Raw genomic sequence first — 23,149 nt, 5'->3', positions numbered from 1 at the left:
AATTTTGAAAATGCTTTATCTATGGATGCCATTTTTGGTGGTAATAGGCTAAATAATGACGATTTATTAGTGATAAAATAGACAATAAAGCCCATTAAATAGAGGTAAGTAAAGAAAAGTGGTTCTATGACTGGTTTTTTCCAGCAGAGAGAGCGTGTTTTTTGAAGTAATATTTCTTATTTATAGAATTACAAGCCCATCATTTTAGGATGAGCTTGTATATTATTTAGATGTTATTTTTAATAAAGCGAATTAGTCGTCAAAATACCAATAACCATTATTCACTAAGGCTGTCATAAGAGCGATAAAATTGACATCATCAATAGCTTCGCCCAGAGTTTGGCTATTAACGGAATCATAACGACATAAGCTGTCTGCAGCTTCATAGCAAGTGGTTTCTAAACATTCACCATTTACGAAGAATTGATCGCCGACACGTAATGCTCTAAGACCGTTAAGTTTATATAAAGTCTCTTGCTGTGTTTTTAGCAAATCATAGATTTCATCGTGTTCGTAAGGCGGTTCTGGTGGTGCAATATCTAATTCATGGCGTGATTGAGAAATAAACTCACCTAGCCACTGACGAAACAAATCAGGGTCGTTAATCAGTGATTCCATCATTTCACGCAGTTTGATTTGCTCACCTTGTAAAATCTCAGCAGGGTTATCACGGAACGATAAATCAGGATCACTATAACGATAACTGCCTAAATCATTAGAAATTAAATGGTCAGCAAAGCTGCTCATCAGTTCGCGTGTATTGGGTGCTCGGAAACCAACAGAGTAGTTTAATGAGGGCTCAATAGCATAGCCTTCATGTGGGAATCCAGGTGGGATATATAGGATATCACCTGGTTCCATTTCTTCATCAATGATAGCGTCAAAAGGCTGCACTTGCAGAAGGTCAGGGTGAGGACAATGTTGTTTCATTGGGATTTTTTCCCCAACACGCCAACGACGACGGCCTTCTCCTTGAATGATAAATACGTCGTATTGATCAAGATGAGGGCCAACACCGCCACCAGGTACGGAATAAGAAATCATCAAGTCATCCATACGCCAGTCGGATAAGACACGAAATGGCTTCATTAAGGCGGCACTTGGATGATGCCAATGATCCACAGCTTGCACTAAAATAGACCAATTTTCCTCACCGAGGTGATCATAACTTTCAAATGGGCCATGGCCGACTTGCCAAACTCCCTCTTTATGGCTGACTAAACGGCTATCAACCTCATCTTCCATCGCTAAACCAGCAAGTTCGTCTGGTGAGATAGGATCAATAAAACGCGCAAACCCTTTTTTGATAAGCAGTGGGCGCTTCTGCCAGTGACTGTCGAGAAAACTCTGCCAGTCAAGATTAAGTGTATAGTCCATCTTATTGTCCCTAGGAGCTGTTGAGCTTTCCTGATAACTTTTACAATGTCTAGATTAATATGGCTGTTCTAGTCTTAATAACCTAAGTAAGGCTTATTTTACTCTATCGATCTTATCTTAAATAAGTGGGAACTGTGTGATGATTTTGATTGAAAAAGCATTATCAAAATATAACAGCTCCGCGAAAAAAACTCTTAAATAGTATACCTGAAATGGTTTGTAAAGTAGGGAAGAAACGGATTCACATCACATATTAACTATCTTCAATCATAGATTGCTGCCGAAATGTGACGGCTAATCGTGCCCCACCGAGAGGGCTATCACAAATGGTGATTTCCCCATCATATTGATCAATGATATCCACTGCGATAGACAAGCCTAGTCCTTGGCCTGGTCGAAGTGTATCTGCACGTTGCCCACGAACGAAAATGAGGCTACGTTTGCTTTCAGGAACACCTGGGCCATCGTCGTCCACAATTAATGTTAGGCTGTCTTGTTCAACAATGGCGGTCACTTCAACAAACTCCAAACAATATTTGCAGGCGTTCTCCATAATATTACCCATCACTTCCATAAAATCATTAGGTTGACCTAACCAAGTTACTTCAGGGGAAATATCGACGGTAATAGAAACGCCTTTGTGTTGATAAACTTTGTGTAATGCGCTTGCTAAGCTATCTAATATTGATGGAACAGATGAAATTTCTCTGAGCATCAGGTTTTCATCACCTTGTGTCGACGCACGATGCAAATAATAACCGACTTGTTGTGAAATTCGGCCAATTTGTTCCAGCATGATGGGCTCAGCTTGGTCGATGTTCATTTGTTTACCTGAACGAAGTAAGCGCAACGTGGATTGTAAAACAGCAAGTGGTGTTTTCAAGCTATGGGTTAAATCAGACAAAGTGGTGCGGTATTTGCTATAGCGTTTTCGTTCGTTAGTTAACAAAATATTCAAATTACGCACTAATCCTCTGAGCTCAGAAGGCGGGTTTTCATCTAGGGTATCCCTTTCGCCTTTTTCAAGACTACTTAGCTGAGAAACTAAGGACTTGATGGGACGCAAGCTCCAATAGGCGGCGAGCCACAGTAAAGGAATGACTAAAATTAAGTTAGCGAGCAATACATAACCAAACCATTCCCATACTAGCCCTGTATTTTGTAAATCTTGTGGCAATGTATCGACAACAACAATAGTTAAAGGAGGCAGGTTCTCTCCAGCGGCATATTGGTTAACTGAAACGGAGTGAGTGAGCGGCTCATCATCACTTTCTATTTTATCCAACTTGTTGTTGTATTCTGGATTGTCATCAAGGAGTTGGCGGGTTTCACGAATATCGGTATCAATTTCGTATAAACCTTCTTTTTTTAACCAATCATTGCGGATCAAGCGCTCAACACTAGGTACATCACGCTGGCGCCATAATACTTGCCCTTGTTCATCGTAAATAATGATTAATGTAGGGTTATTTAACGTGAAATTTGGAGGAACACGAATATCAATTTTATCGTTTTGCCACTGAGCCAAACTATAAATTAGGTTACTTTGGCTCCGTAGTAGGGTGTAGGTGGTTTTATCGAAACTGATTAAATAACCAAGTATGGCCACGATGCCATAGGACAGTGTTAACGCAAGGATAACAGCAGACGTTGCGCACAAAAATCGAGCACGTAACGAAAGCGGTTTAACTTTAAATTTGCTTAGCCACATGTTAGCCATTCACATCAAAACGGTAGCCTTGGCCACGAACCGTCACGATAACTTCATCACTATGAAATTGTTGAATTTTCTTTCTCAATCTTCCCATTAAAACATCAATGGTATGGCTTTCTCTAAGCTCTGCGTCTGGATAAAGTTGGCGCATTAATGAATCTTTGCTAACAACCTTACCATTATTGCGTAATAAGGTTTCAATTATAGTATATTCAAAAGCTGTTAGTTTAACGGCTTCACCATTTACAGTGAATTCTTTACGAGACAGGTCGATAACAAAGTTATTCAACTCCAATACTTGAGAGGCTAACCCGCTGTTTCTGCGCATTAGTGCTTGCATGCGAGCGACAAGCTCTTCTAATTGAAAAGGTTTGGTGACGTAGTCATCTGCTCCGCTATTTAATGCTTGGACTTTTTCTTGCCAACTTTCGCGGGCGGTCAGTACTAGGAGGGGGATATTTACATGATTACTGCGCCAACGTTTGATCATTGATAGGCCATCTTCATCGGGTAAGCCTAAATCGACAACGGCGATGTCTGGGCAGCTTTCATGCAAAAAATAATCAGCTTCTTTTGCGTCTTCAGCTGAATCAACCTGATGACCCAGTTCTTTAAGTTGAACTGTTAAGTGATGACGAAGTAACGCATTGTCTTCGACGATAAGAATACGCATCTGAAACCCTCATAGTAAAAAATTAAAGTGCCTACCGAGATAATCATGAATCATGCACTAGAAACGTCATGGTAAAAAGAGATCTCAGCCACGACAAGGGATTAAGTAAATATAAGTCAAACAAAGCAAAAAAAAAGCGGTTTTTTTCGAGTGATTAGGCTGTTTTGGGGAATTTATGGTTAATATAGAAATAGAGCTAATAAAAAAGGCGGCACATTGGCCGCCTGAATAAATCAACTAAGATTATTTCAGTTCATCAATAAAAGTGACAGCGTAACCAATGTAGTTAGCGGGTGTCATTGCTTTTAAGCGCACTTTTTCATGCTCAGGTAACTCTAAACCATCAATAAACTGTTTCATGCCTTCAGCGGTAACACGCTTACCACGAGTTAATTCTTTCAGTTTTTCATACGGTTTTTCGATACCATAGCGACGCATAACAGTTTGGATAGGCTCCGCTAACACTTCCCAATTTTGGTCTAACTCGTCCAGTAAGTGCTGTTCGTTAACTTCCAGCTTGTTTAAGCCTTTCATAGTAGATTGATAGGCAATTAAGGCATAACCTAAGCCTACACCCAAGTTACGTAGTACAGTTGAATCCGTTAAGTCACGTTGCCAGCGGGAAACAGGCAGTTTGCTCGCTAAATGACCTAAAACAGCATTTGCTAAACCCAAGTTACCTTCGGAGTTTTCGAAGTCGATAGGGTTAACTTTGTGTGGCATGGTAGAAGAGCCGATTTCGCCAGCGATAGTTTTTTGTTTAAAGTGATTTAATGCGACATATCCCCAAATATCACGGTCGAAATCTAATACAATTGTGTTAAAACGTGCGACGCAATCAAAGAGTTCAGCAATGTAATCATGTGGTTCAATTTGCGTAGTGAATGGGTTCCACTGAATGCCTAATGAAGTCACAAACGTTTCGCTAAATTCGTGCCAGTTCACTTCAGGGTAAGCAACCATATGCGCATTATAGTTACCCACTGCGCCGTTAATTTTACCTAAAATTTCAACATGTTGTAGTTGACGGAATTGACGTTCTAAACGGTAAGCAACGTTGGCAAACTCTTTACCAATGGTTGATGGCGTAGCAGGTTGACCGTGAGTCCGAGAGAGCAATGGCAGGTCGCGGTATTCATGCGCCATTGCTTTTATTTTATCAATAATTTGACGCCATTGAGGTAAAAGCACCTCTTCACGTGCTGTTTTGAGCATCAATGCATGAGAAAGGTTATTGATATCTTCTGATGTACATGCAAAGTGAATGAATTCAGAAACCGAATGCAGGGCAGGAATATGTTCTACTTTTTCTTTGAGAAAATACTCAACGGCTTTAACATCGTGGTTGGTTGTGCGTTCAATTTCTTTAATCCGCATTGCGTCTTTTTCGCAGAAGTTCGCAACAATTTCATCTAAGTAAGCGATTGCGTCAGCATCAAATGAAGGAACTTCTTTGATTTGAGCGGTTGCAGCCAGTTTTTGCAGCCAGCGAACTTCAACTTGCACGCGAAATTTCAGTAAGCCAAACTCACTAAAAATAGTGCGTAAAGCGCTGACTTTATCACCGTAACGGCCGTCAATCGGGGATACAGCGGTCAGTGAGGATAATTCCATTGGTAGCAACTCCAGATTTAAAGGTGAGACAAAATTTCTTTCGCCTGATTTGCCAGACGATTGCGAGAAAACATAAGTTGGATGCGACTTCCACCCACTTGCTGCCAAAGTACTGCGGAACGAATACCCGCCAGCAAAATTGCGCGAACTTTAGCCTGAACTAAGGTGTTTTTCAGAATGTCAGGGGAACCCGTTACTTGAATGCGTGGGCCAGCAGGGCTGACGACATCAACATAGATTCCTGCTAATGCATTAAACACACCATCAGAAAGAGGTTCAAAATAGCTCGCTTGGCGCTCGAATTGCTCAATACGTTGCCCAAGCTTATTCATCGCTTCATCGTCTTTATTTAGACGACGCTCAAGGGCCATCATGCTCAGCATATAACGCGTCATCTCGGCGGATAAACCACTGTTACCACCTGTTAGCATGCCTAACATTGCACCTAAACCTGTTTTGAGATTTGCAGGGGCATTACCATACACATCTAATGTGGAGCTTGGGTTCATGTTGGTCAGGCTATTGACCATTGTTTCGGCATCGCTATCAAGGCATGTGCCTTCGTGGGCCAGCTTTTGAACCATAGCACCTGCTTGGCAGATCCCCGCTAAGGCAAGCGTAATGTCGTAATAATTTTTCGCCACAACTACTCCTGAATACGCGCTTCAATAATGCCGCCACCAAGGCAGACTTCGTCAATATAGAACACGGCAGATTGCCCTGGGGTGACAGCAGCAACTGGGTAATCAAATGTGACTTCGATTCGCTCTGCATCAATAGGCGTAATTGTACAAGGGATATCCCCTTGACGGTAACGCGTTTTGACCACACAGCGCAATGGTTGGGTTAGCGTTTTTCTATCAACCCAGTGTAATTGCTGCGCAATCAAGCCGATAGACATCAACCGTGGATGCTCATGGCCTTGTGCAACAATTAATATATTGTTTTCAACATCTTTATCGACAACATACCAAGGTTCTTCTGAACCTTCTTTCGTTCCACCAATACCTAAGCCCTTGCGTTGGCCTAATGTGTGATACATCAGGCCTTCATGTTGACCAATTGTTTCACCATCAACCGTGACAATCGGACCTGGTTGAGCAGGAAGGTAACGACCGAGGAAGTCGCGGAATTTACGTTCACCAATAAAGCAAATGCCCGTTGAGTCTTTTTTCTTTGCGGTGATTAAACCGATTTCTTCAGCAATACGGCGGACTTCAGGCTTTTCAAGCTCACCGACAGGGAACAGGCTTTTTGCCACTTGTTCATGGCTGAGTGTATACAGGAAATAGCTTTGGTCTTTATTACCATCTAAACCACGGAGTAACTGGCTTTTTCCGTTGACATCACGGCGGCGTACATAGTGGCCTGTTGCAATATAATCTGCCCCTAAATCTTCAGCAGCAAATTCTAAGAAGGCTTTAAATTTGATTTCTTTGTTACACAGGATATCAGGGTTTGGCGTGCGGCCCGCTTTGTATTCGGTTAAAAAATGTTCGAATACATTGTCCCAATACTCTGCGGCAAAGTTGATGGTGTGTAACTCGATGCCGAGTTTGTCACACACAGCTTGCGCATCAGCAAGGTCAGTTGCAGCGGAGCAATATTCCGTATCGTCATCTTCTTCCCAGTTCTTCATAAACAGGCCAGCCACCTGATATCCTTGCTGCTGCAGCAAATAGGCGGATACGGATGAGTCAACACCACCGGACATACCGACGATGACTTTTTTCTGGCTGTTATCTGACATGGTACTGTTATTTGACATGGAAATAGTCTCACTGCGGAAAAATCAAGCCCCATACTTTAGCATGTTGACCCCTTGTTGCACCAGCGTTAGAGAGAATATTATTGCTTGGTGACAATTTCACCAAGCAAAGGGGGATTATTGGTAGTGGGAGCCATAAGCTGAAAGAATATCTAGAGGGTAATGATTCCCAGTTTGAAAGCAACGCAAGCTTTCAGCGACTAAAGGGGAACGTAAGCAGTCACTTTCTAAAATGTCTTGCGCGTCGACCCAGTGACAACAGGCGATATCGCTATCTTGCGGGTGGGTTTCACAAATAGCATCAAGTTCGACAGCAAATAAAAAGCGAATAAATTGAGTGCTGTCAGGTGCAATCCATTGATGGATTTGAATTAATTGAGTTGGCGTCGCTTGTATGCCAGTTTCTTCAAGTAACTCACGTTCAGCAGCTTGCAAGAGAGTTTCGTTAGCCTCTAAGTGGCCTGCGGGTTGGTTCCAAGTGGGTTTATCATTAATCCACTCTTCGACGACTAGAAATTTGCCTTCAGCATGCACAATTGTTGCGACAGTGACATTGGGTTTAAACAACATTGACCTCCATCCATTCACCTACTGATAAATCCCCTAAATTAAATTCACCCATTTGATAGCGAATTAAGCGCAGCGTTGGGAATCCGATATTTGCCGTCATACGACGCACTTGTCGATTACGGCCTTCGTATAATGTAATTTTAAGCCAACTTGTTGGAATATTTCTGCGTTCTCTAATTGGCGGATTGCGGGGCCACAACCATTTAGGTTCTTCGACTAACTCAATCCCTGCGGGAAGCGTAGGGCCATCATTTAACGTCAGCCCTTGGCGAAATCGTACCAATGCACTTTCATCAGGGATCCCCTCTACTTGAGCATAGTATATTTTCCCTGTTTTTTTCTGGGGTTGTGTTAAACGCGCTTGTAATTTTCCATCGTTAGTTAGAATTAACAAGCCTTCACTATCTCTATCAAGGCGACCCGCGGCATAAACATCCGTAATAGGAATATAATTTTTTAAGGTGTCGCGGCCTTGTTCATCGGTAAATTGTGGCAGTACATCAAAGGGTTTGTTGAATAGAATAACTTTGCGTATTTTAGCGGGTTGGCGACTAGCTGAAATTGCTAAATGCTTGGTGGATTTGGCGTGTTTTTGTTTTATAGGGGATGAGCCAAATTTAGCCCGTTTCTTAGGGGGTATATTCATTTGTCGTTAGCCAGATAGTAGTGCCAGTAAAAAGGTACGTCTGAAAGTATAATGGAAATCAACGAAAAAAAATATTCTTAGGGGGTAGGGAAATATGAGTCACAAAGCGTTATGACTCATATTTTAATTAATTATTCGCTGATCTCATCAATGAACTCACTAAATATATCGAATATCCGCTCAATGAGACCTAAGCAAATTGTATATTCTTGATGACTAAAAGGAATAGTATCAATAAGTTCAACTTCACTACCCATGGTATGACCGCTTTCACGACTTAAATGAAGATCACCACAATAAACTAACGCATTAGGGGAATGTTGTGCAATTTCATTTAAATAAGTAAAAAATACACGACCTGTGGCTTCTATTGATTCAATGATGACTAATCGAATTTTTGCAGGCTGGGTTGATAACATTTCAATGAGTTGGTAAGTGAGTTTACGATTGGCTTCCATTTGTGGTGACCACAGCCACGCTAGAGTATCTGTTATAGGTTGTGGCTTATTCATTTTCAATGTGCATAAATCACTGAGATACCATGGCCAATGATTTTCATCTTCAAGTGCGTGTGTATTAACAGCTGCCTCTAACGTATTTTGTGGAAAAGTAAAAGGCAAAATAAATTTATTTAAATCACCAAAGCTCATAATAAAAAAAGCTATTTTAGGCATAAACTCTAAAGATTCAGCTGTAGGGCGCTGCGGGTCGATGGGTTTTAAGAAAAAAGGGTGTTGAGCATATTCATTTTTCTTTTTTTGAATAAAAATAGAAAGTTTTTTCATATAATCACCTTTTTATGAGTTGGTTATTAATGATTTTATATTCATTTTATATTTGCCTATATTGCGATATTTATTAGTGGGAGTTATTTCTTAGCTTATTCGTGCTCTTTATTTGCTCACCTTTACTAGAGATTAAAAACATTAAAATCATAAAAGTAATAAATTGAGGATTTGTTAATTAAAGTTATTGTTAATTAAAGGAAAAAATAACAAACAACTCAATTTATGTGAGCAGTTCGAATGTTTATTAATGTTATTCCAGATAAAATTAATGTGAATTGAGTTTCAAAGTCGTCAAGGCAGTGTTATTGGGTTTCGATGATTTGTAGGGTATGAGTGAGTTATCTTTTTCAGTAATGATATGATTTTATAAGGAATTATTCTGTTTTTATTCACGTGTTAGTGCGTTTAATGCGATCCATACTAAAGCTTAGGTGAGTAATCATTGGCGTTCGACGCAGATTGAAGTAGTATTGACACGTCTCTTACAAAAAATTAACAAGCAAAATACGCAAGTGAAAGGAGAGGTTAATGGAAAGCAAAGTAGTAGTTCCGGCAGAAGGCGCTAAAATTACCATTGATGCAAAAGGCAAACTAAACGTTCCGAACAACCCAATTATCCCTTATATCGAAGGTGACGGCATTGGTGTTGATGTCACTCCAGCAATGTTAAAAGTGGTTGATGCGGCAGTTAAAAAAGCTTACAACGGTGAGCGCAAAATTTCTTGGATGGAAATTTACACTGGCGAAAAATCTACACAAATTTATGGTAAAGATGTTTGGTTACCAGAAGAAACTCTCGATTTAATCCGTGATTACCGCGTTTCAATTAAAGGTCCTTTAACAACTCCAGTTGGTGGTGGTATTCGTTCTTTGAACGTTGCACTACGTCAACAACTTGACCTGTACATCTGCTTACGTCCAGTACGTTACTACAAAGGCACACCAAGCCCAGTTAAACAGCCCGAACTGACCGATATGGTTATTTTCCGTGAAAACTCGGAGGATATTTACGCAGGAATTGAGTGGAAAGCAGGTAGCGCAGAAGCTGACAAAGTCATTAAATTCCTGCAAGATGAAATGGGTGTGACAAAAATCCGTTTCCCACAAGATTGTGGTATCGGTATCAAACCATGTTCAGAAGAAGGAACAAAGCGTTTAGTTCGCGCGGCAATTGAATATGCAATTGATAATGGTCGTGATTCAGTGACTTTAGTTCATAAAGGAAACATTATGAAATTCACTGAAGGTGCGTTTAAAGATTGGGGTTACCAATTAGCACAAGAAGAATTCGGCGGCGAATTATTAGATGGCGGCCCATGGGTTAAAATTAAAAACCCTAAAACAGGCAAAGATATCATCGTTAAAGATGTGATTGCAGATGCATTCTTACAACAAATCCTGCTGCGTCCTGCGGAATATGATGTTATAGCGTGTATGAACCTAAACGGTGACTACATTTCTGATGCATTAGCAGCACAAGTTGGTGGTATCGGTATTGCGCCAGGCGCTAACATTGGTTCTGAGTGTGCATTATTCGAAGCAACTCACGGTACTGCACCTAAATATGCAGGTCAGGACAAAGTAAACCCTGGTTCTATCATCCTTTCTGCTGAAATGATGCTGCGCCATATGGGCTGGACTGAAGCGGCTGACTTAATCGTTAAAGGTATGGAAGGCGCAATCGCGGCTAAGACTGTAACTTACGATTTCGAACGTCAGTTAGAAGGCGCTAAATTACTGAAATGTAGCGAATTCGGCGATGCAATGATCGCACACATGTAATTTATTACGTGTTGTGATTAAGAACGGGAACTTAATAGTTCCCGTTTTTTATTGTGTTACATGTCAATGGTCATCCCAAATATCGCTAAATTTTATTACTGGAGAGAAAATGACGTTTGAGCTAACAAAGATAACGCAAGCAGATTGGTTTTTTTTCAGGAAGCTATATACAGATGCTAGAATAATGCGATTTGTTTCTGATCCATTAAGTGATGAACAAATCAAAGATGCTTTTGAAAGCCGCCTACCAAAATGGGACTTATCGTCTTCTCATTGGTTATGCCTAGTGATCCGAAGAAAAGTTGATGGTATTCCGATGGGGTTAACGGGTTTAATGATAGTTCAAGAAAGTTGTGAGCTGGTGGCTGAAGTTGGTTACATGATAGCGTGTGAGTTCTCAGGTAAGTCTTTGGCTACTGATTCATTGGCCGCCTTATTGGCACTCCCTGAATTATCCGCCATTTCACGGTATCAAGCTGTGGTTACGGATGGAAACAAGGCATCAGTTAGCGTTCTAGAAAAATATCCTTACAGACGTTATTAAAGATAACTACACTATTGGAGGAGTTATCTTTGATGACTGTATTTGTACATTGGAAAGATGAATTACGACAGTAAAAAGCCTTCAGTAATTAGTCGTCCAATTAGTGGGATCACAACACTAATGCGGCCTTTATTCGTCTATAGCTACCGAATATCACTCTCACAGATTAATTACTTTAATAGTTGTGCGTTTACCTATTAACTTAATAAATAGGAATACCTTGCAGGAGGGCGATATGCATATATTAAGATAATGGCTACCGCTGCAGAGGTTTTTTCCCTAGGTTAAGGGGAAAATTCATCGCTCTTTTTTAAGGTAAATTAACGCAAGCATATCTTCATTATTTTTATCCATACCGACCTCACTGAAACCAAATGAGGAATAAAAATTTTTGGCGACAGGGTTGTTAGGGTTATAACATATTTCAATCTCTATGATTGATTGTGTTTGTTTTATCTCTGTAAGCGCGAGGCTAAGCGCTTGTCTACCTATTCCTTTATTTTGGTGATGTTGGTCAATCATAAACCGCCAAATTGATATTCTTATTGGGCTTTCTTGTACCCACATAAAGAAACCAACTGGGTCATCATCACAGTAAATAGCTCTTACGGTATAATTTTCATTATAAGCGGCTTCAACCAGTGACCAAGTGTTTGAAGCAACATATTTTTCTTGCTCATCAGATACATCTAAAAGACAAATGGATTCATAGTTTTCTTTTGTAACCGCTTTTAGGCTAATTAGCATAATAACCTCTGTTTTGCTCTGTAAGATAATTTTACTTGTAAGTATTAATCAAATAAAACAATACAGAAAATTGAATGACAGAATTTAGCTCTAGAGGCTATTTTCAGAGGTAAGTCTTTTAAAATACTCAGCACCATCTCTAATTGCTTCATCAGCAATATTCATCATACGGCTATAATGTAAAAAAGCATGTAATGTACCTGGGTACATCTTATATTTGCAGGATATCTTATTGTTTTTTAATGTATTGAATAATGCGATGCTATCATCTAAAAGTGGGTCAAATTCCGCACTGGCAATAAAGCAAGGTGGAATATGATGAGTTAAATCGTTATTGAATAAACAGTAGTAAGGTGCTTCGCGACTTCCTGACTCACCAAGATAGGCGCTGTCATATCCTTCAAGGTCTTTCTGTGTTAATCCATCCCACTCACCGCCATAAAGTCGACGGCTCACTGAATCTTGTAAACCATAAAGTCCGTACCAAAGTAAATTAGCTTTAATTTCATGATTTACAATATTATTATCACGAAGCCAAAGTGTTGTCGCTAATGATAACATTGCGCCAGCGGAATCCCCCGCAAAGCCTGTCTGATCCATGTTAATATTATACTTCTCGGCATTAAGGGCATAAAATTGATATGCCATAGATATTTCCTCAATTGCTTGAGGGTAACGGGCTTCGGGTGATAAAGAATAGTCTACACCAATGATGGTACAGCCAGTATATAGCGCTAGTAACCGCATTATTCTGTCATGGGTATCAAGATTACCGAAAATAAACCCACCACCATGGATATAAAATAATGTCGCAGGTGTAGTTATTGTAGGCTGAAATATGCGTGTAAGGATACAACCATAAGGCGTTTGAATGTTAATATCATGAGTTGATTGCATGATGGGGGCATCTGCATTCCAATACTTTCTATCTTCATTATAAGCTTCACGTAATGATATTAAATCAGTACTTTGCGGTGAGCTAGATGTGTTTTTTGAGTAATAATCAATGACTTTATTCATTTCTGCCGAAATGAGTTTAAGAACGTTTACTTTGTTATTAGGGTTCATTTTTTCTCCTACTTTTAGGCTGTACATTGTAGAAGACATAAAATGCGAAGTTGTGACCTCGTTATCCAATATTAAAAGACATGTTTTTTTATTACATATTGATATATTTTCACAAAATAGGAGGATAAGAGCTATTAGTGGGTTTGCTATTGAAGGTCAGAGGTTTTAATAAACCTCTGACGCTTAAATGCTATAAGTTAGCTATTCTAAATAAACGTTAACTAACTGGCTGATATCGATATTTAAAATTTTAGCGATATAAAATAAATGGTCTGCATAAATGGATTTTTCACCATTTTCATAAGACAGATAAAAATCTGTTGATATGTCTAATAAATTTGCCATTTTTTCAATTGAAATATGGTTAGTTATTCTGTTTTTTTGTATGTATAGGCCAAGATTTTTATTGTTTTTTAACATTTATATGTTCTGAGTTAGTTATTGATCCTGATGTTGATGAGGCATTTTATATATAAAGATATTGATTTTCTCTAGATGATGGATTTAAATATAAACTTAATCCTAAGTCTATAATATCACCTTCATTTTCCAGCTCCTTCAGTAAAGAAACAAAAAAAGATTCTACACTGATATTTAATTTGATAAGAAACAGTAGGATTAAACTGAATGAAATTGTATTAATACCATTTTCATAACGTGAAATTTGTTGCTGACTAACATGAAGTAATTCGCTAACTTCAGCACCAGTCATATCATTTTCAATCCGTTTTTGCCTTAAATAATTTCCCACTAAGGTATTAACTTTGCTATTTAAAATAGCACGATTCATATTAACCTCTTTTTTATTAAGAATTTTCTGAGATAAAAACTAGTCAAATATTTATATCAAGTACAATCGTTTTAAATACTTGTTTTCCAATTTTTAATTGGTAGTAGCTATCAAATGAAATTAAACAATCGTTTGATTTTAGTGGTAAGGTAGTCTCAACATATTGATAAATAAGTTTATAAACCAATTTGTTAATTTTATGTATTTTATACAGCGAATTTTGTGATTATCGCAAATACTCTTATCACGTGTATATGCGATAGCATTTTTCATGTATTAATAAATAATAATATGAACTATTATTTTATGATGCTTGTTTGGTTTTTTATTTATTCAATATTTTTATTATTCTTTTTTATCAATTTGAGACAAAATTTATTATTATTTTTTACATAGATAAAACAATATTGAAATGAAAGTTTACCAATAGAAAAGATTTGTTACAAATATTTTCTGGAATAGGTATTAGTCGCTTTGTTACTTATTTGGAATGAGTTCATTGTATCGGAACGTATCGATGTTCTATATCAAAATTGGGCGTAATAGTTTAGTTTATCGGTATGTCATTTTAAAACTTGATGATTTTAACTAATTATTTTTCAATCATAGATACTCATATACCTAGAGGGTATTAGATGATGGTGGGGTTCAGATGACGCTCTGATTAAAAGGTGAGTTTTGTCTGGCCTAAGCCAGTATGAGATAGATGTATGGGGATAAAGTGAATGTGGTGCCTAGTTTATCCATTGGAGCAATGTTCAAAATTATGTTTAACCTGTTTAATTGCTTGTTTCTCAATATCTCTTAATGTGAGATTCATCATATCCAACCCTTTGATATCCATTTTTAAATGGTGAGTAGATTTATCATCTCCACTTAGAATGAGGTCTAAACCAATTATTTTGGAGTTTTCTTCTAAGATACTTATTTGGGTCAAATTAAATCGCATAGTGCCACCTTAATTGTAAATATCCAATTGATGATTTTGATAAAGTTGGTATTACTGTATGCTAAATAACCATGTATTACCTTAACAAAGGGTTAAATAATGTAACAAGTAGCATGAAAAGAAAGATGAAATGACATCTAGGGGGACAGGGGTTCTAAAGGGATATAGTGAAAAGAGAAATGTTCTCATCCAATTATATGACTAATTTTACAATATTATTCGTTGTATAAAATGTAATTAGCAAATATAACACTTCAACGTGAATACTGTTCTTTATAAAAAAGCCCCTGCAAGCAGGGGTATCTAATGGAAATGTATCTGTATAATTATAGTTATAAAGTGCCTATCGTTTGAGTCGGCAATTGAATCATACCAGTGTTTATCTTTTAATCCAATTTAGAGTGAAAATAAAAAAGTGATAGAAGTTACAGAACGGATAGAAAGAGTAGGGGGATTGAGAAAAAGCTAGGACGAAAGAAAGGGGTAGCCTCTTAGCAAACAAGTTTAAATGTTAAAAAGTAATGTCCTTATTGGCTTTTTAACATTATAGAATGAGATGATTTTAGAAATGTGCTATTCAATGCAAAATTAGAGCGAAATACCTGAAAAAGACATAAAGCCAAGGGACATTAAACCTACGGTAATAAATGTTATTCCTAATCCTCTTAATCCTTTTGGAATATCAGAGTATTTCATTTTTTCACGAAGACCCGCAAGCGCAATAATAGCCAACATCCAACCTATCCCACAACCAGCACCATAAACAACAGATTCTGTGAATGTATAGTTCCTTTCAACCATAAAAATGGTTGCTCCAAAAATAGCACAGTGAATAGTTAAGAGTGGTAAGAAGACCCCCAGTGAGTGATAGAGGGAAGGTATAAATTTATCTAGGAACATTTCTAAGATCTGGACTAAAGCGGCTAGAACAGCAATAAATGTGACAAAGGATAAAAATGATAAGTCAATACCTTCAGCTATAGCTCCGTCTCGAAGAACATAGTTATAGATCAAGTTATTGATGGGCGTAGCGATAGTGAGTAAGACAACAACGGTTAGACCTAATTTAAACGAGGTTTTAACCTCTTTGGATACCGCGAGGAAAGTACACATTCCGAGGAAAAAGCTCAAGGCCATATTTTCAATAAATGCAGCTCGAATAAATATGTTTAAATGATTTTCCAGCACAAATCCTCCTTTATATATGTCATGATTACATTTAACAGTAAAAACATACGATTATATTAAATGTTTCCTATATAAGTAGGGGGGGGGATATGCATAAAACTGCCCCTCCCAATAAATTAGGGATATCGTTTTCAGGACTTATCCAAGATTACTTGGAAAAACTGAGTCTATGAAGTTACTGAAAGTGGTAAATACTATAGCTTAGGATTATGGATAAAAGCATAAGAATTAGCAAGATACATTATTTTATAAAAGTGTGAAATTTACGAAGAATATGATATTACACATGAATTTTGTGATCTAAATAGAAAAATGGACTAAATGGCTTAAAAATAAATGATTTTTGCCGTATTTTCTTTGTTTTTATGAGTGATTTTTATAAAATTAATCCATATACCAGCATGAATTATAAGGTTATTTATTGGTGTTAATATGGGTTAAATGGTTTTAATGTAAAAAAACAAAATGTATCTCAAAGAAATAACATGAGCCTAATTTAATGTGGAGGGAACATTTGGGCTATAAAAAGCATAAAATGCTGAAGTTAATAGAATGCTTAATTAAATATAAGTGTTCCCTTGAAATCGTTGGTTTACAACATATAACAGAGTAAAGGCATTTATAAAAAACAAGAGGTAAATAGTGGGAAAAATACAGTTGGTTAAACAAGCTTTAGATTCTGTGTTAGGAACGCAAATCGGATCACTATCTGTTATAGAGCAGTTTTTCTCTAGAGATTACATTCAAATAGTCGATGGTAAAGAAATTGGCTTTGATGAGTTCGTTGCGCATATGAAGGTGTTAGAGGAAGCAACTGAATCAATTACGATAACAATTAAATCTATCGCAGAGGGAGATAACTGCGTTCATACTCAACATATTGCAAAGGCAACGAAAAAAGACGGCTCTTACAGCGAGTATGAAGTATTTGCCTGTTTTACTGTCTTAGATAATAAAATAGTACGTTGCGAGGAGCTTACGCGGATGACTCAAGGTAATAAACACGACAGTGATTTAGGGTCAAGAACTTAACGTATTTATATGTAGATAATTTTCTGAATGGAAAGGTAATTTTTTTGTTCATCAGATTAGCTGCAAGAATATGCCCAGCTTACTACTGGGCAATCAAGTTAACTTGAATAAGTGAGCTGTAAGCCAGCACCAACCTCTTTAACAGGAGTATGCTTAGCTAAGTGTATCTTTGCTGCAAGGTCAGTACAGTGGCATGGGTGGATGTGCAATAAGTCCTGTTGAGTAAAGTAGTTGCCAGTCTGTTCTAAAAGATCATCTGAGGCTTGTTGTAAGTGAAAACCGCCAATTACAGTGACTATTTTATTTATCCCAGTGACGTGTTTCGCATATTCAACAATATTGCAAATACCTGAATGAGAACAACCTGTTATTACAATCAGTCCTTCTGTTGTTGTAACTGCCAGAGCGGTGTCATCAAGGACATAGTCATCAACGTGTTGTTGGTTTTCATTAACCATAATACCGATTGGGTCTTTTCCTTCAAAATTATTATTCCGAGGTATTTGACCTAAAAATATAACGTTATCAGATAAATAGTATGGCTTTATAGATTCTATACAAGTGAAGTAGGCATCGAGTACATTTTTTGGGGTGTTCGCTCCAATCACTTTCGATTGAAACTGTTTTGGTTTTAATGCATCTGGATGATAAATAAGCTGTTTGGGGTGGTTTTCCTCAACGTTACGACGGTCAAAATACTGAATCAAATGACCTAATCCCCATGTGTGATCATTGTGGCCATGAGACAGCACAAGGTCGGTAATATCGGCTAGGTCAATATTGAGTATATGGGCATTATTAATAAAAATATCAGAGTAACCTGTATCAAATAATATTTTTTTGCCATCAGCTTCAATGTGATAGCAGACACCTGGCTCACCGCAAAAATAACTGTCGATGAGAGTGTTATTATCAACAAGAACGGTAATTTTAATTGTCATAGTCGGCTCGTCGTTATTCGAAATAATCGTGACATGTTATATCAGATAATTTGTTAGAAATATTCAATGGTAGTCAAACATGAATAAAGAAGAAAAAATATGAAAGAAAATAAAAATATGGGCACCATGAATAGTGCCCAACGGTTTAATAATTTAATTTAGTGGAGTTTTTTAATTGGTAGATCTTTTTTTTGCTCAATGCTGTCAGATTGTTGTGTATCTTCGGCTTCAATGTGGAAGATAGAAATTATCTCTTCCAGTAAATTGGATTGAGACTCGAGTGCTTTTAGTGAAGATTGTAATTCACGTGTCATTGAAGCATTCGCTTGAGTCGTGTTATCTAATTCGTTGATAGCTAGGTGGATCTGGCTTACACCGTGAGTTTGCTCATTAGAGGCAAGGGCAACGCTTTGGATCATTTCGTTAATATTAGAGGTATCTTGAGCAATAGAGACAATATTATCGTTAGCATCTGCCGCCAGTTGGAAACAATGATTAATTTTATCATTTGAATTATTGATTAATAATTTAATCTCTTTGGATGCTTGCGTACAGCTTATTGATAACTCGCGAACCTCATTAGCGACGACAGCAAAACCTTTCCCATGTTCACCCACTCGAGCGGCTTCAACAGCTGCATTAAGCGCCAACAAATTCGTTTGGAAGGCAATATTATCAATTGTAGATGTAATTTTGCTGATTTCTTTAGAGAAGTCGACGATATCATCCATATTCTCGACGACATCAGAAATTAGCTCATTGCTCTTATCTATGGTAATACTCGTTGCAGACATAAGCTGACAAGATTGATTTGTATGTGCTGTATTGAGCTTAAATGAAGAGTCGAGTTCTTCAACGCTGGCGGCAGTTTCAACAATTGCTGCGGCTTGCTGGTCTGCTCGGATGGACAAATCATGGTTCATTTGCGTAATATCATTCAACTCAACTTTAATATGGTGAGTGTTGTCATAAATATTTTTTACAATTTCAATAAGCTTACTTTGCATATTAGAGACATGTATTTTGAGCAGTTTTATTTCAGAAAGACCTTTATTATCAAATTGATGATAAAGAATACCTTGGCTGACTTTTTCGATACCATCAATAACTTGGTTGAGAGGGCGGATAAAGAAAAATTGCAAAATAAAACGGATGAATAGAGTGACAATGGAGATTATTGTAATGATCACAATAAGACCAATTATGCTTTGGTGATAAAGTTTTTCGCTTGAAATAGCGATGTCATGGTAATTTTTATTAAGCTGTTGGTGATAATTTATGTAATTTTTTTCAAATGCATCTTGAAATGATTGTGTGGGTTGATTTAAAAAATCGTAGGTTTTTCCTTCGACTAAGAACACAGAAAGTTCATTCAGTGCGGCATATAATGTATTATACGATTTTTCTAAATCGGTGAAAGCTGCATTGTTTTGATACATGGAACTTTCAGAAAAATTTTTCCAATATGTATTGGTTTGTGTCATTTTTTGATGGTAAAACTGAATAAGGCTGTCGATGTCAGTATTCGACGTTTTCATTTTATTGATGATCAATAAATGGCGAGAGCTTGCGCGGTTTAATGTATTGCGTGCTTGAAGTAGAGATTGCCACGTATTGTTTAATTCAGTTTGCTCATTATAAATTATATCCAGGTCATTGAGTGTTGCTTGATACTGTTTTAACGAGCTAAAGAAAAACCAGCAAGTAGACAGTAGTAGTGTGATCAGCAGTCCTGAAATAAACCAGACCAACGTCGTCGTTTTGAGGCCAGTGAAGGTAAATTTAGCTGAGTTAAAGTTAATTTTTTTTGAAGTATCAGACATCATTGATTATTTCCTTTCATACCATCGAGCAGTATGTTTTTGAATACATACAAATAACGACTTTCAGACATAACATTGTTAGCGATAAGTGAATCAAAATTATCCTATAGACTAAAACGTTATATATAGTCACGCGAAAGCATCAGGCGTAGGGACTAACTCAATGTATCGGCACTCGTGATGGATACTTTACATGCAATAATATGACTTAGTTCATAAAAATGAATGAAATCTAAGTGTGTTTACTTATTTTTTGGAATGGTTAACAAAATGAAAAGAAAATTTATAAGCTATTGTTTGAATTGATAATGCTGTTAACTTTTCAATAGTAAGAAATGATAATAAGCTAAATGTAAAAAGGAATTAAACTCTTATGTTTTCATTATTCTTAAAATGTCTAATTGGTGCTGTAGCTGTACTTATCATTGCATTATTTTCACGGAGTAAAGTTTATTATATTGCTGGGTTGGTACCTTTATTTCCAACTTTTGCGCTTATCGCACATGTGATTGTTGTGCAGGAGCAAGGCACTGAGGCATTAAGAAAAACTGCATTATTTGGGTTATGGTCATTAATTCCTTATGCTATGTATCTACTTACAGTTTATATATTTGCAACGAAAATGACGGCTTGGGGTAGTTTGAGTTTAGCAACAATAATATGGATAATTACTGCTGCTATTTTAGTTTATATTTGGCAACTTATTCAGTAGATTATAAAAATAAATAGCCTAATTCGCTTTGAGGTCGCAAAACAATAAGTATAAACTATAATGATGTTTACTGTTTTCTCATGGGTTATCTATATAAAATGTTATTAAGATCTTTAGTTCTATTACTTGTTGCTGGGTGTGCATACATAGCGGGGATCATGACCGAAGTGACTATTGACCCAGAATTAGATACGGATAGTAGAGTGAGAAGCTCAGTTGAAGACTTCTTGGCATATCCGTCGGCAGCAACGTACAAAAATGTAAAATATTATGTACTAACGAAAAGTGATGAAGGTGAGGAAACAGGATACTACTGCGGTGAAGTCTTTGGTTTTGAAAATGAATTACCCCATGGCTATAAGCGATTTATTGTTAGGCTACATAAGAATAAAACGGGTAAGGTGATGATTTCAATTCCATTTATTGAAAAGACAGATGATATAATTCCCCCTGAACAATTTGAATCTGTTTGGGAGCGCTATTGCCACCGTGGTGAATAGCCAATCTTAGAAAATTAACATTGATTAGCCAATAGGCTAACCAATGTAGGATTTTTAGCGGATTTTAATCGCTAATGTTGATAGGAATGTTGGTAAATAACGGTCAACAATAAAACGTGGATGTGGCTGCCAATCTTCCTCAAATCCTGCAATATGAAAGCCAGCTTTAATTTGTCCACCAATTAAATCATTTAAAGAATGACCAAACACAAAGGCTTCTTGGTGTTCAGTCTTGTATGCAATTTGCTCTTCAGATAAAGTGCTTAATTCCGAAAAAGGCATAGTATAACTTGGTTTTATAAGGCCTTGCTCATGGTATTTTTTATCCCGGTCGCCAATAAAAACTACGGGGTTAAAAAAGCTAGATAATAATTTTCCTTCTGTTTTTAATACACGATGGCATTCTTGCCATACAGGATTTACATCTGGAATATATAGGTTAGATATAGGGTGGAAAATAATATCAAATTCTTCGCGAGCAAACATAGATAACGAACGCATATCACCTTGTACAGTTTCTAATGTTAAATGATCGCGTTCTGCGACCATTATATCTTGTTCAAGTTGTTTTATTGAAAAGTCAAAAACGGTAACTTGAGCACCCGCAGCTGCTAATACAGGAGCTTGCTGACCACCGCCAGATGCAAGGCAAAGAATTTTTTTCCCTTTAATATCACCTAGCCAATCTTTTGATACTGGGGTAGGGGTAAGGTGAACTTGCCAGTGACCTTGTTTAGCATCATGAATGGTTTGTGAATCCACAGGTGTTGACCAAGCTTGTTGCGACTCTGCCTGTTTGTCCCATGCCTTTTGGTTTACAGTAAGAAAATCTGTCATAAAATGTACTCTTTAATACAATAATGTATCTAGTTTATCAAAACGTGAGCAAATTAAAATAAAAATGTACTAGATGGTACTAAAAAATTATCTGCCGATAACTAAATAGTATTCTATTTCATCGAAAATAAAGTTAGCGACAATACTCATGCCTAATTTCTGGTGAGCCGCTAATGAACGTAAATTTTTTGTGTTAATAAAAGCAACAGGTTTACCTGTATTGAGTGCGCAAACTTTGTCATATAAAGTTTTGAGGATATCTTTGCCTCTGTATTCTTTATTGATACAAACAGGCCCATAAAGCCAATTATTTTTAACTAGGTGAGGAAACTGTTCGATAATAAATGAAGCTAAAGGGGGTAATGTGGCTGATGACGACCTAAAGCTAAAAACCACACCGATAACGTCTTGAGCCGCTACCGCAATAATGGTTCCTGAGCTTCCTATCAACATATCCTTAACCTTAGGAAGTGGAAATTCGCCAAGAAGTTCACCATGATTAGAAGGGGCATTAGCTTGTAATAAATGAGCGACTTTGAGGCTATCTGTCAGATCCATTAAGCGATATTGAATAAACATTTAACTCTCCATTTGTCTTAGCTGAAATAAATTTTAGAATGAAATAATTAGCCTAATTACACCTTATTGAAATCGTGATTTTTTCATTTCATAATGATGAAAATTATCTTCTTACTATGAAATTAACATGCTAGCAAAATTATACCCTGTATTTTTACTTATCATTTCAAATGTGTTCATGATGTTTGCTTGGTATGGACATTTGAAGTTTACGACGAAACCTTTATATGTGGTGGTATTTTTTAGTTGGCTAATTGCTTTTGTTGAATATTGCTTTGCTGTACCTGCAAACCGGTTGGGGCATCAGTTTTATAGTGCTGCAGAATTGAAAACAATGCAGGAAGTTATCACTCTTTGTGTTTTTGTGCTCTTTTCAGTTTTATATTTAGGAGAGAGTATAACAGTTAATCATATTATTGGTTTTGCCCTTATTTTTGTGGGGGCCTTCTTTATTTTCAAAGGCCCTTTTTAAAAAATAAAAGGGGGAGATCAATACCTGTTCCTTTT

The 23,149-nt window shown here is 37.2% G+C and carries 25 protein-coding genes; 6 read left to right on the top strand and 19 right to left on the bottom strand.

Annotated features, from left to right (window positions below; translation table 11 throughout):
* Positions 1-252 precede the first annotated feature (252 nt).
* The 9 genes from PSF27_RS10605 to PSF27_RS10565 form a co-directional block, all read right to left on the bottom strand.
* Positions 253-1,377 (bottom strand): ribosomal protein uL16 3-hydroxylase, encoded by a 1,125-nt coding sequence (locus PSF27_RS10605; protein ID WP_206086401.1) that lies wholly within the window; start codon positions 1,375-1,377, stop codon positions 253-255.
* A gap of 253 nt (positions 1,378-1,630) precedes the next feature.
* A complete protein-coding gene (gene phoQ, locus PSF27_RS10600; protein ID WP_206086402.1) occupies positions 1,631-3,088 on the bottom strand; it encodes a two-component system sensor histidine kinase PhoQ in 1,458 nt (485 codons plus the stop codon).
* A gap of 1 nt (position 3,089) precedes the next feature.
* On the bottom strand, positions 3,090-3,764 hold the full coding sequence (gene phoP / locus PSF27_RS10595; protein WP_206086403.1) for a two-component system response regulator PhoP: 675 nt from the start codon (positions 3,762-3,764) through the stop codon (positions 3,090-3,092).
* Positions 3,765-4,007: 243 nt separating this feature from the next.
* Positions 4,008-5,378: an adenylosuccinate lyase gene (gene purB / locus PSF27_RS10590; RefSeq protein ID WP_206086404.1), complete on the bottom strand. Its 1,371-nt coding sequence runs from the start codon at positions 5,376-5,378 to the stop codon at positions 4,008-4,010.
* 17 nt (positions 5,379-5,395) lie between these two features.
* Complete coding sequence (hflD, locus tag PSF27_RS10585) at positions 5,396-6,022, bottom strand: high frequency lysogenization protein HflD (protein WP_272681427.1); 627 nt, start codon at positions 6,020-6,022, stop codon at positions 5,396-5,398.
* Positions 6,023-6,024: 2 nt separating this feature from the next.
* Positions 6,025-7,128 carry a tRNA 2-thiouridine(34) synthase MnmA gene (gene mnmA / locus PSF27_RS10580; protein WP_272539446.1) on the bottom strand — a complete coding sequence of 368 codons (1,104 nt, stop codon included), beginning with the start codon at positions 7,126-7,128 and terminating at the stop codon, positions 6,025-6,027.
* Between the two features lie 135 nt (positions 7,129-7,263).
* On the bottom strand, positions 7,264-7,713 hold the full coding sequence (locus PSF27_RS10575; protein ID WP_272681439.1) for an NUDIX domain-containing protein: 450 nt from the start codon (positions 7,711-7,713) through the stop codon (positions 7,264-7,266).
* On the bottom strand, positions 7,706-8,362 hold the full coding sequence (rluE, locus tag PSF27_RS10570) for a 23S rRNA pseudouridine(2457) synthase RluE (protein WP_272681426.1): 657 nt from the start codon (positions 8,360-8,362) through the stop codon (positions 7,706-7,708). Before rluE ends, PSF27_RS10575 begins: the two co-directional genes overlap by 8 nt.
* A 131-nt stretch (positions 8,363-8,493) precedes the next feature.
* Entirely contained in the window at positions 8,494-9,147 is a 654-nt protein-coding gene (locus tag PSF27_RS10565; RefSeq protein WP_272681425.1) for a hypothetical protein, read from the bottom strand.
* 531 nt (positions 9,148-9,678) lie between these two features.
* On the opposite strand from PSF27_RS10565, the gene icd reads away from it, so the two are divergent.
* Both icd and PSF27_RS10555 read left to right on the top strand, forming a co-directional pair.
* Positions 9,679-10,932, top strand: coding sequence for an NADP-dependent isocitrate dehydrogenase (icd, locus tag PSF27_RS10560; protein WP_206086408.1), 1,254 nt, complete (start codon positions 9,679-9,681; stop codon positions 10,930-10,932).
* A gap of 109 nt (positions 10,933-11,041) precedes the next feature.
* Positions 11,042-11,476: a GNAT family N-acetyltransferase gene (locus tag PSF27_RS10555; protein ID WP_272681424.1), complete on the top strand. Its 435-nt coding sequence runs from the start codon at positions 11,042-11,044 to the stop codon at positions 11,474-11,476.
* Positions 11,477-11,773: 297 nt separating this feature from the next.
* Here the strand turns inward: PSF27_RS10555 and PSF27_RS10550 are convergent, their stop codons facing one another.
* The 6 genes from PSF27_RS10550 to nqrE form a co-directional block, all read right to left on the bottom strand.
* The gene (locus tag PSF27_RS10550; RefSeq protein ID WP_206086413.1) at positions 11,774-12,223 is read right to left on the bottom strand and encodes a GNAT family N-acetyltransferase; all 450 of its coding nucleotides are present in this window, start codon (positions 12,221-12,223) and stop codon (positions 11,774-11,776) included.
* Positions 12,224-12,313: 90 nt separating this feature from the next.
* Complete coding sequence (gene aes, locus PSF27_RS10545; RefSeq protein WP_272681423.1) at positions 12,314-13,291, bottom strand: acetyl esterase; 978 nt, start codon at positions 13,289-13,291, stop codon at positions 12,314-12,316.
* A gap of 201 nt (positions 13,292-13,492) precedes the next feature.
* Positions 13,493-13,711 (bottom strand): helix-turn-helix domain-containing protein, encoded by a 219-nt coding sequence (locus PSF27_RS10540; protein WP_206086415.1) that lies wholly within the window; start codon positions 13,709-13,711, stop codon positions 13,493-13,495.
* Positions 13,712-13,757: 46 nt separating this feature from the next.
* Positions 13,758-14,081 (bottom strand): helix-turn-helix domain-containing protein, encoded by a 324-nt coding sequence (locus PSF27_RS10535; protein WP_206086416.1) that lies wholly within the window; start codon positions 14,079-14,081, stop codon positions 13,758-13,760.
* A gap of 739 nt (positions 14,082-14,820) precedes the next feature.
* Positions 14,821-15,030, bottom strand: a complete 210-nt coding sequence (locus PSF27_RS10530; protein WP_206086420.1) for a hypothetical protein — start codon at positions 15,028-15,030, stop codon at positions 14,821-14,823.
* A 588-nt stretch (positions 15,031-15,618) separates the two neighbouring features.
* Entirely contained in the window at positions 15,619-16,218 is a 600-nt protein-coding gene (gene nqrE, locus PSF27_RS10525) for an NADH:ubiquinone reductase (Na(+)-transporting) subunit E (RefSeq protein WP_206086428.1), read from the bottom strand.
* A gap of 642 nt (positions 16,219-16,860) precedes the next feature.
* Between nqrE and PSF27_RS10520 the strand changes: the two genes are divergently transcribed.
* Positions 16,861-17,250: a nuclear transport factor 2 family protein gene (locus PSF27_RS10520; protein WP_272681422.1), complete on the top strand. Its 390-nt coding sequence runs from the start codon at positions 16,861-16,863 to the stop codon at positions 17,248-17,250.
* A 98-nt stretch (positions 17,251-17,348) separates the two neighbouring features.
* Here PSF27_RS10520 and PSF27_RS10515 read toward each other — a convergent pair whose 3' ends face one another.
* Both PSF27_RS10515 and PSF27_RS10510 read right to left on the bottom strand, forming a co-directional pair.
* Positions 17,349-18,191 carry an MBL fold metallo-hydrolase gene (locus PSF27_RS10515; protein ID WP_272681421.1) on the bottom strand — a complete coding sequence of 281 codons (843 nt, stop codon included), beginning with the start codon at positions 18,189-18,191 and terminating at the stop codon, positions 17,349-17,351.
* 158 nt (positions 18,192-18,349) lie between these two features.
* The gene (locus PSF27_RS10510; protein WP_272681420.1) at positions 18,350-20,017 is read right to left on the bottom strand and encodes a methyl-accepting chemotaxis protein; all 1,668 of its coding nucleotides are present in this window, start codon (positions 20,015-20,017) and stop codon (positions 18,350-18,352) included.
* 370 nt (positions 20,018-20,387) lie between these two features.
* On the opposite strand from PSF27_RS10510, the gene PSF27_RS10505 reads away from it, so the two are divergent.
* Complete coding sequence (locus PSF27_RS10505) at positions 20,388-20,726, top strand: GlpM family protein (protein WP_206086439.1); 339 nt, start codon at positions 20,388-20,390, stop codon at positions 20,724-20,726.
* Between the two features lie 98 nt (positions 20,727-20,824).
* Positions 20,825-21,226, top strand: coding sequence for a hypothetical protein (locus PSF27_RS10500; protein ID WP_272681419.1), 402 nt, complete (start codon positions 20,825-20,827; stop codon positions 21,224-21,226).
* A 54-nt stretch (positions 21,227-21,280) separates the two neighbouring features.
* Here PSF27_RS10500 and PSF27_RS10495 read toward each other — a convergent pair whose 3' ends face one another.
* A complete protein-coding gene (locus PSF27_RS10495) occupies positions 21,281-22,063 on the bottom strand; it encodes a class I SAM-dependent methyltransferase (RefSeq protein WP_272539433.1) in 783 nt (260 codons plus the stop codon).
* Between the two features lie 87 nt (positions 22,064-22,150).
* Positions 22,151-22,642, bottom strand: coding sequence for an N-acetyltransferase (locus tag PSF27_RS10490; protein ID WP_272681418.1), 492 nt, complete (start codon positions 22,640-22,642; stop codon positions 22,151-22,153).
* A 127-nt stretch (positions 22,643-22,769) separates the two neighbouring features.
* On the opposite strand from PSF27_RS10490, the gene PSF27_RS10485 reads away from it, so the two are divergent.
* A complete protein-coding gene (locus tag PSF27_RS10485) occupies positions 22,770-23,114 on the top strand; it encodes a DMT family protein (protein WP_206086451.1) in 345 nt (114 codons plus the stop codon).
* The last annotated feature ends 35 nt before the right edge of the window (positions 23,115-23,149 follow it).

Origin of the sequence: Providencia sp. PROV129, from assembly GCF_028482245.1 — a bacterium.
Classification (GTDB): domain Bacteria; phylum Pseudomonadota; class Gammaproteobacteria; order Enterobacterales; family Enterobacteriaceae; genus Providencia; species Providencia vermicola.
Note: the sequence above shows the minus strand (reverse complement) of the source record. Positions and strands in the feature narration are given on the sequence as shown.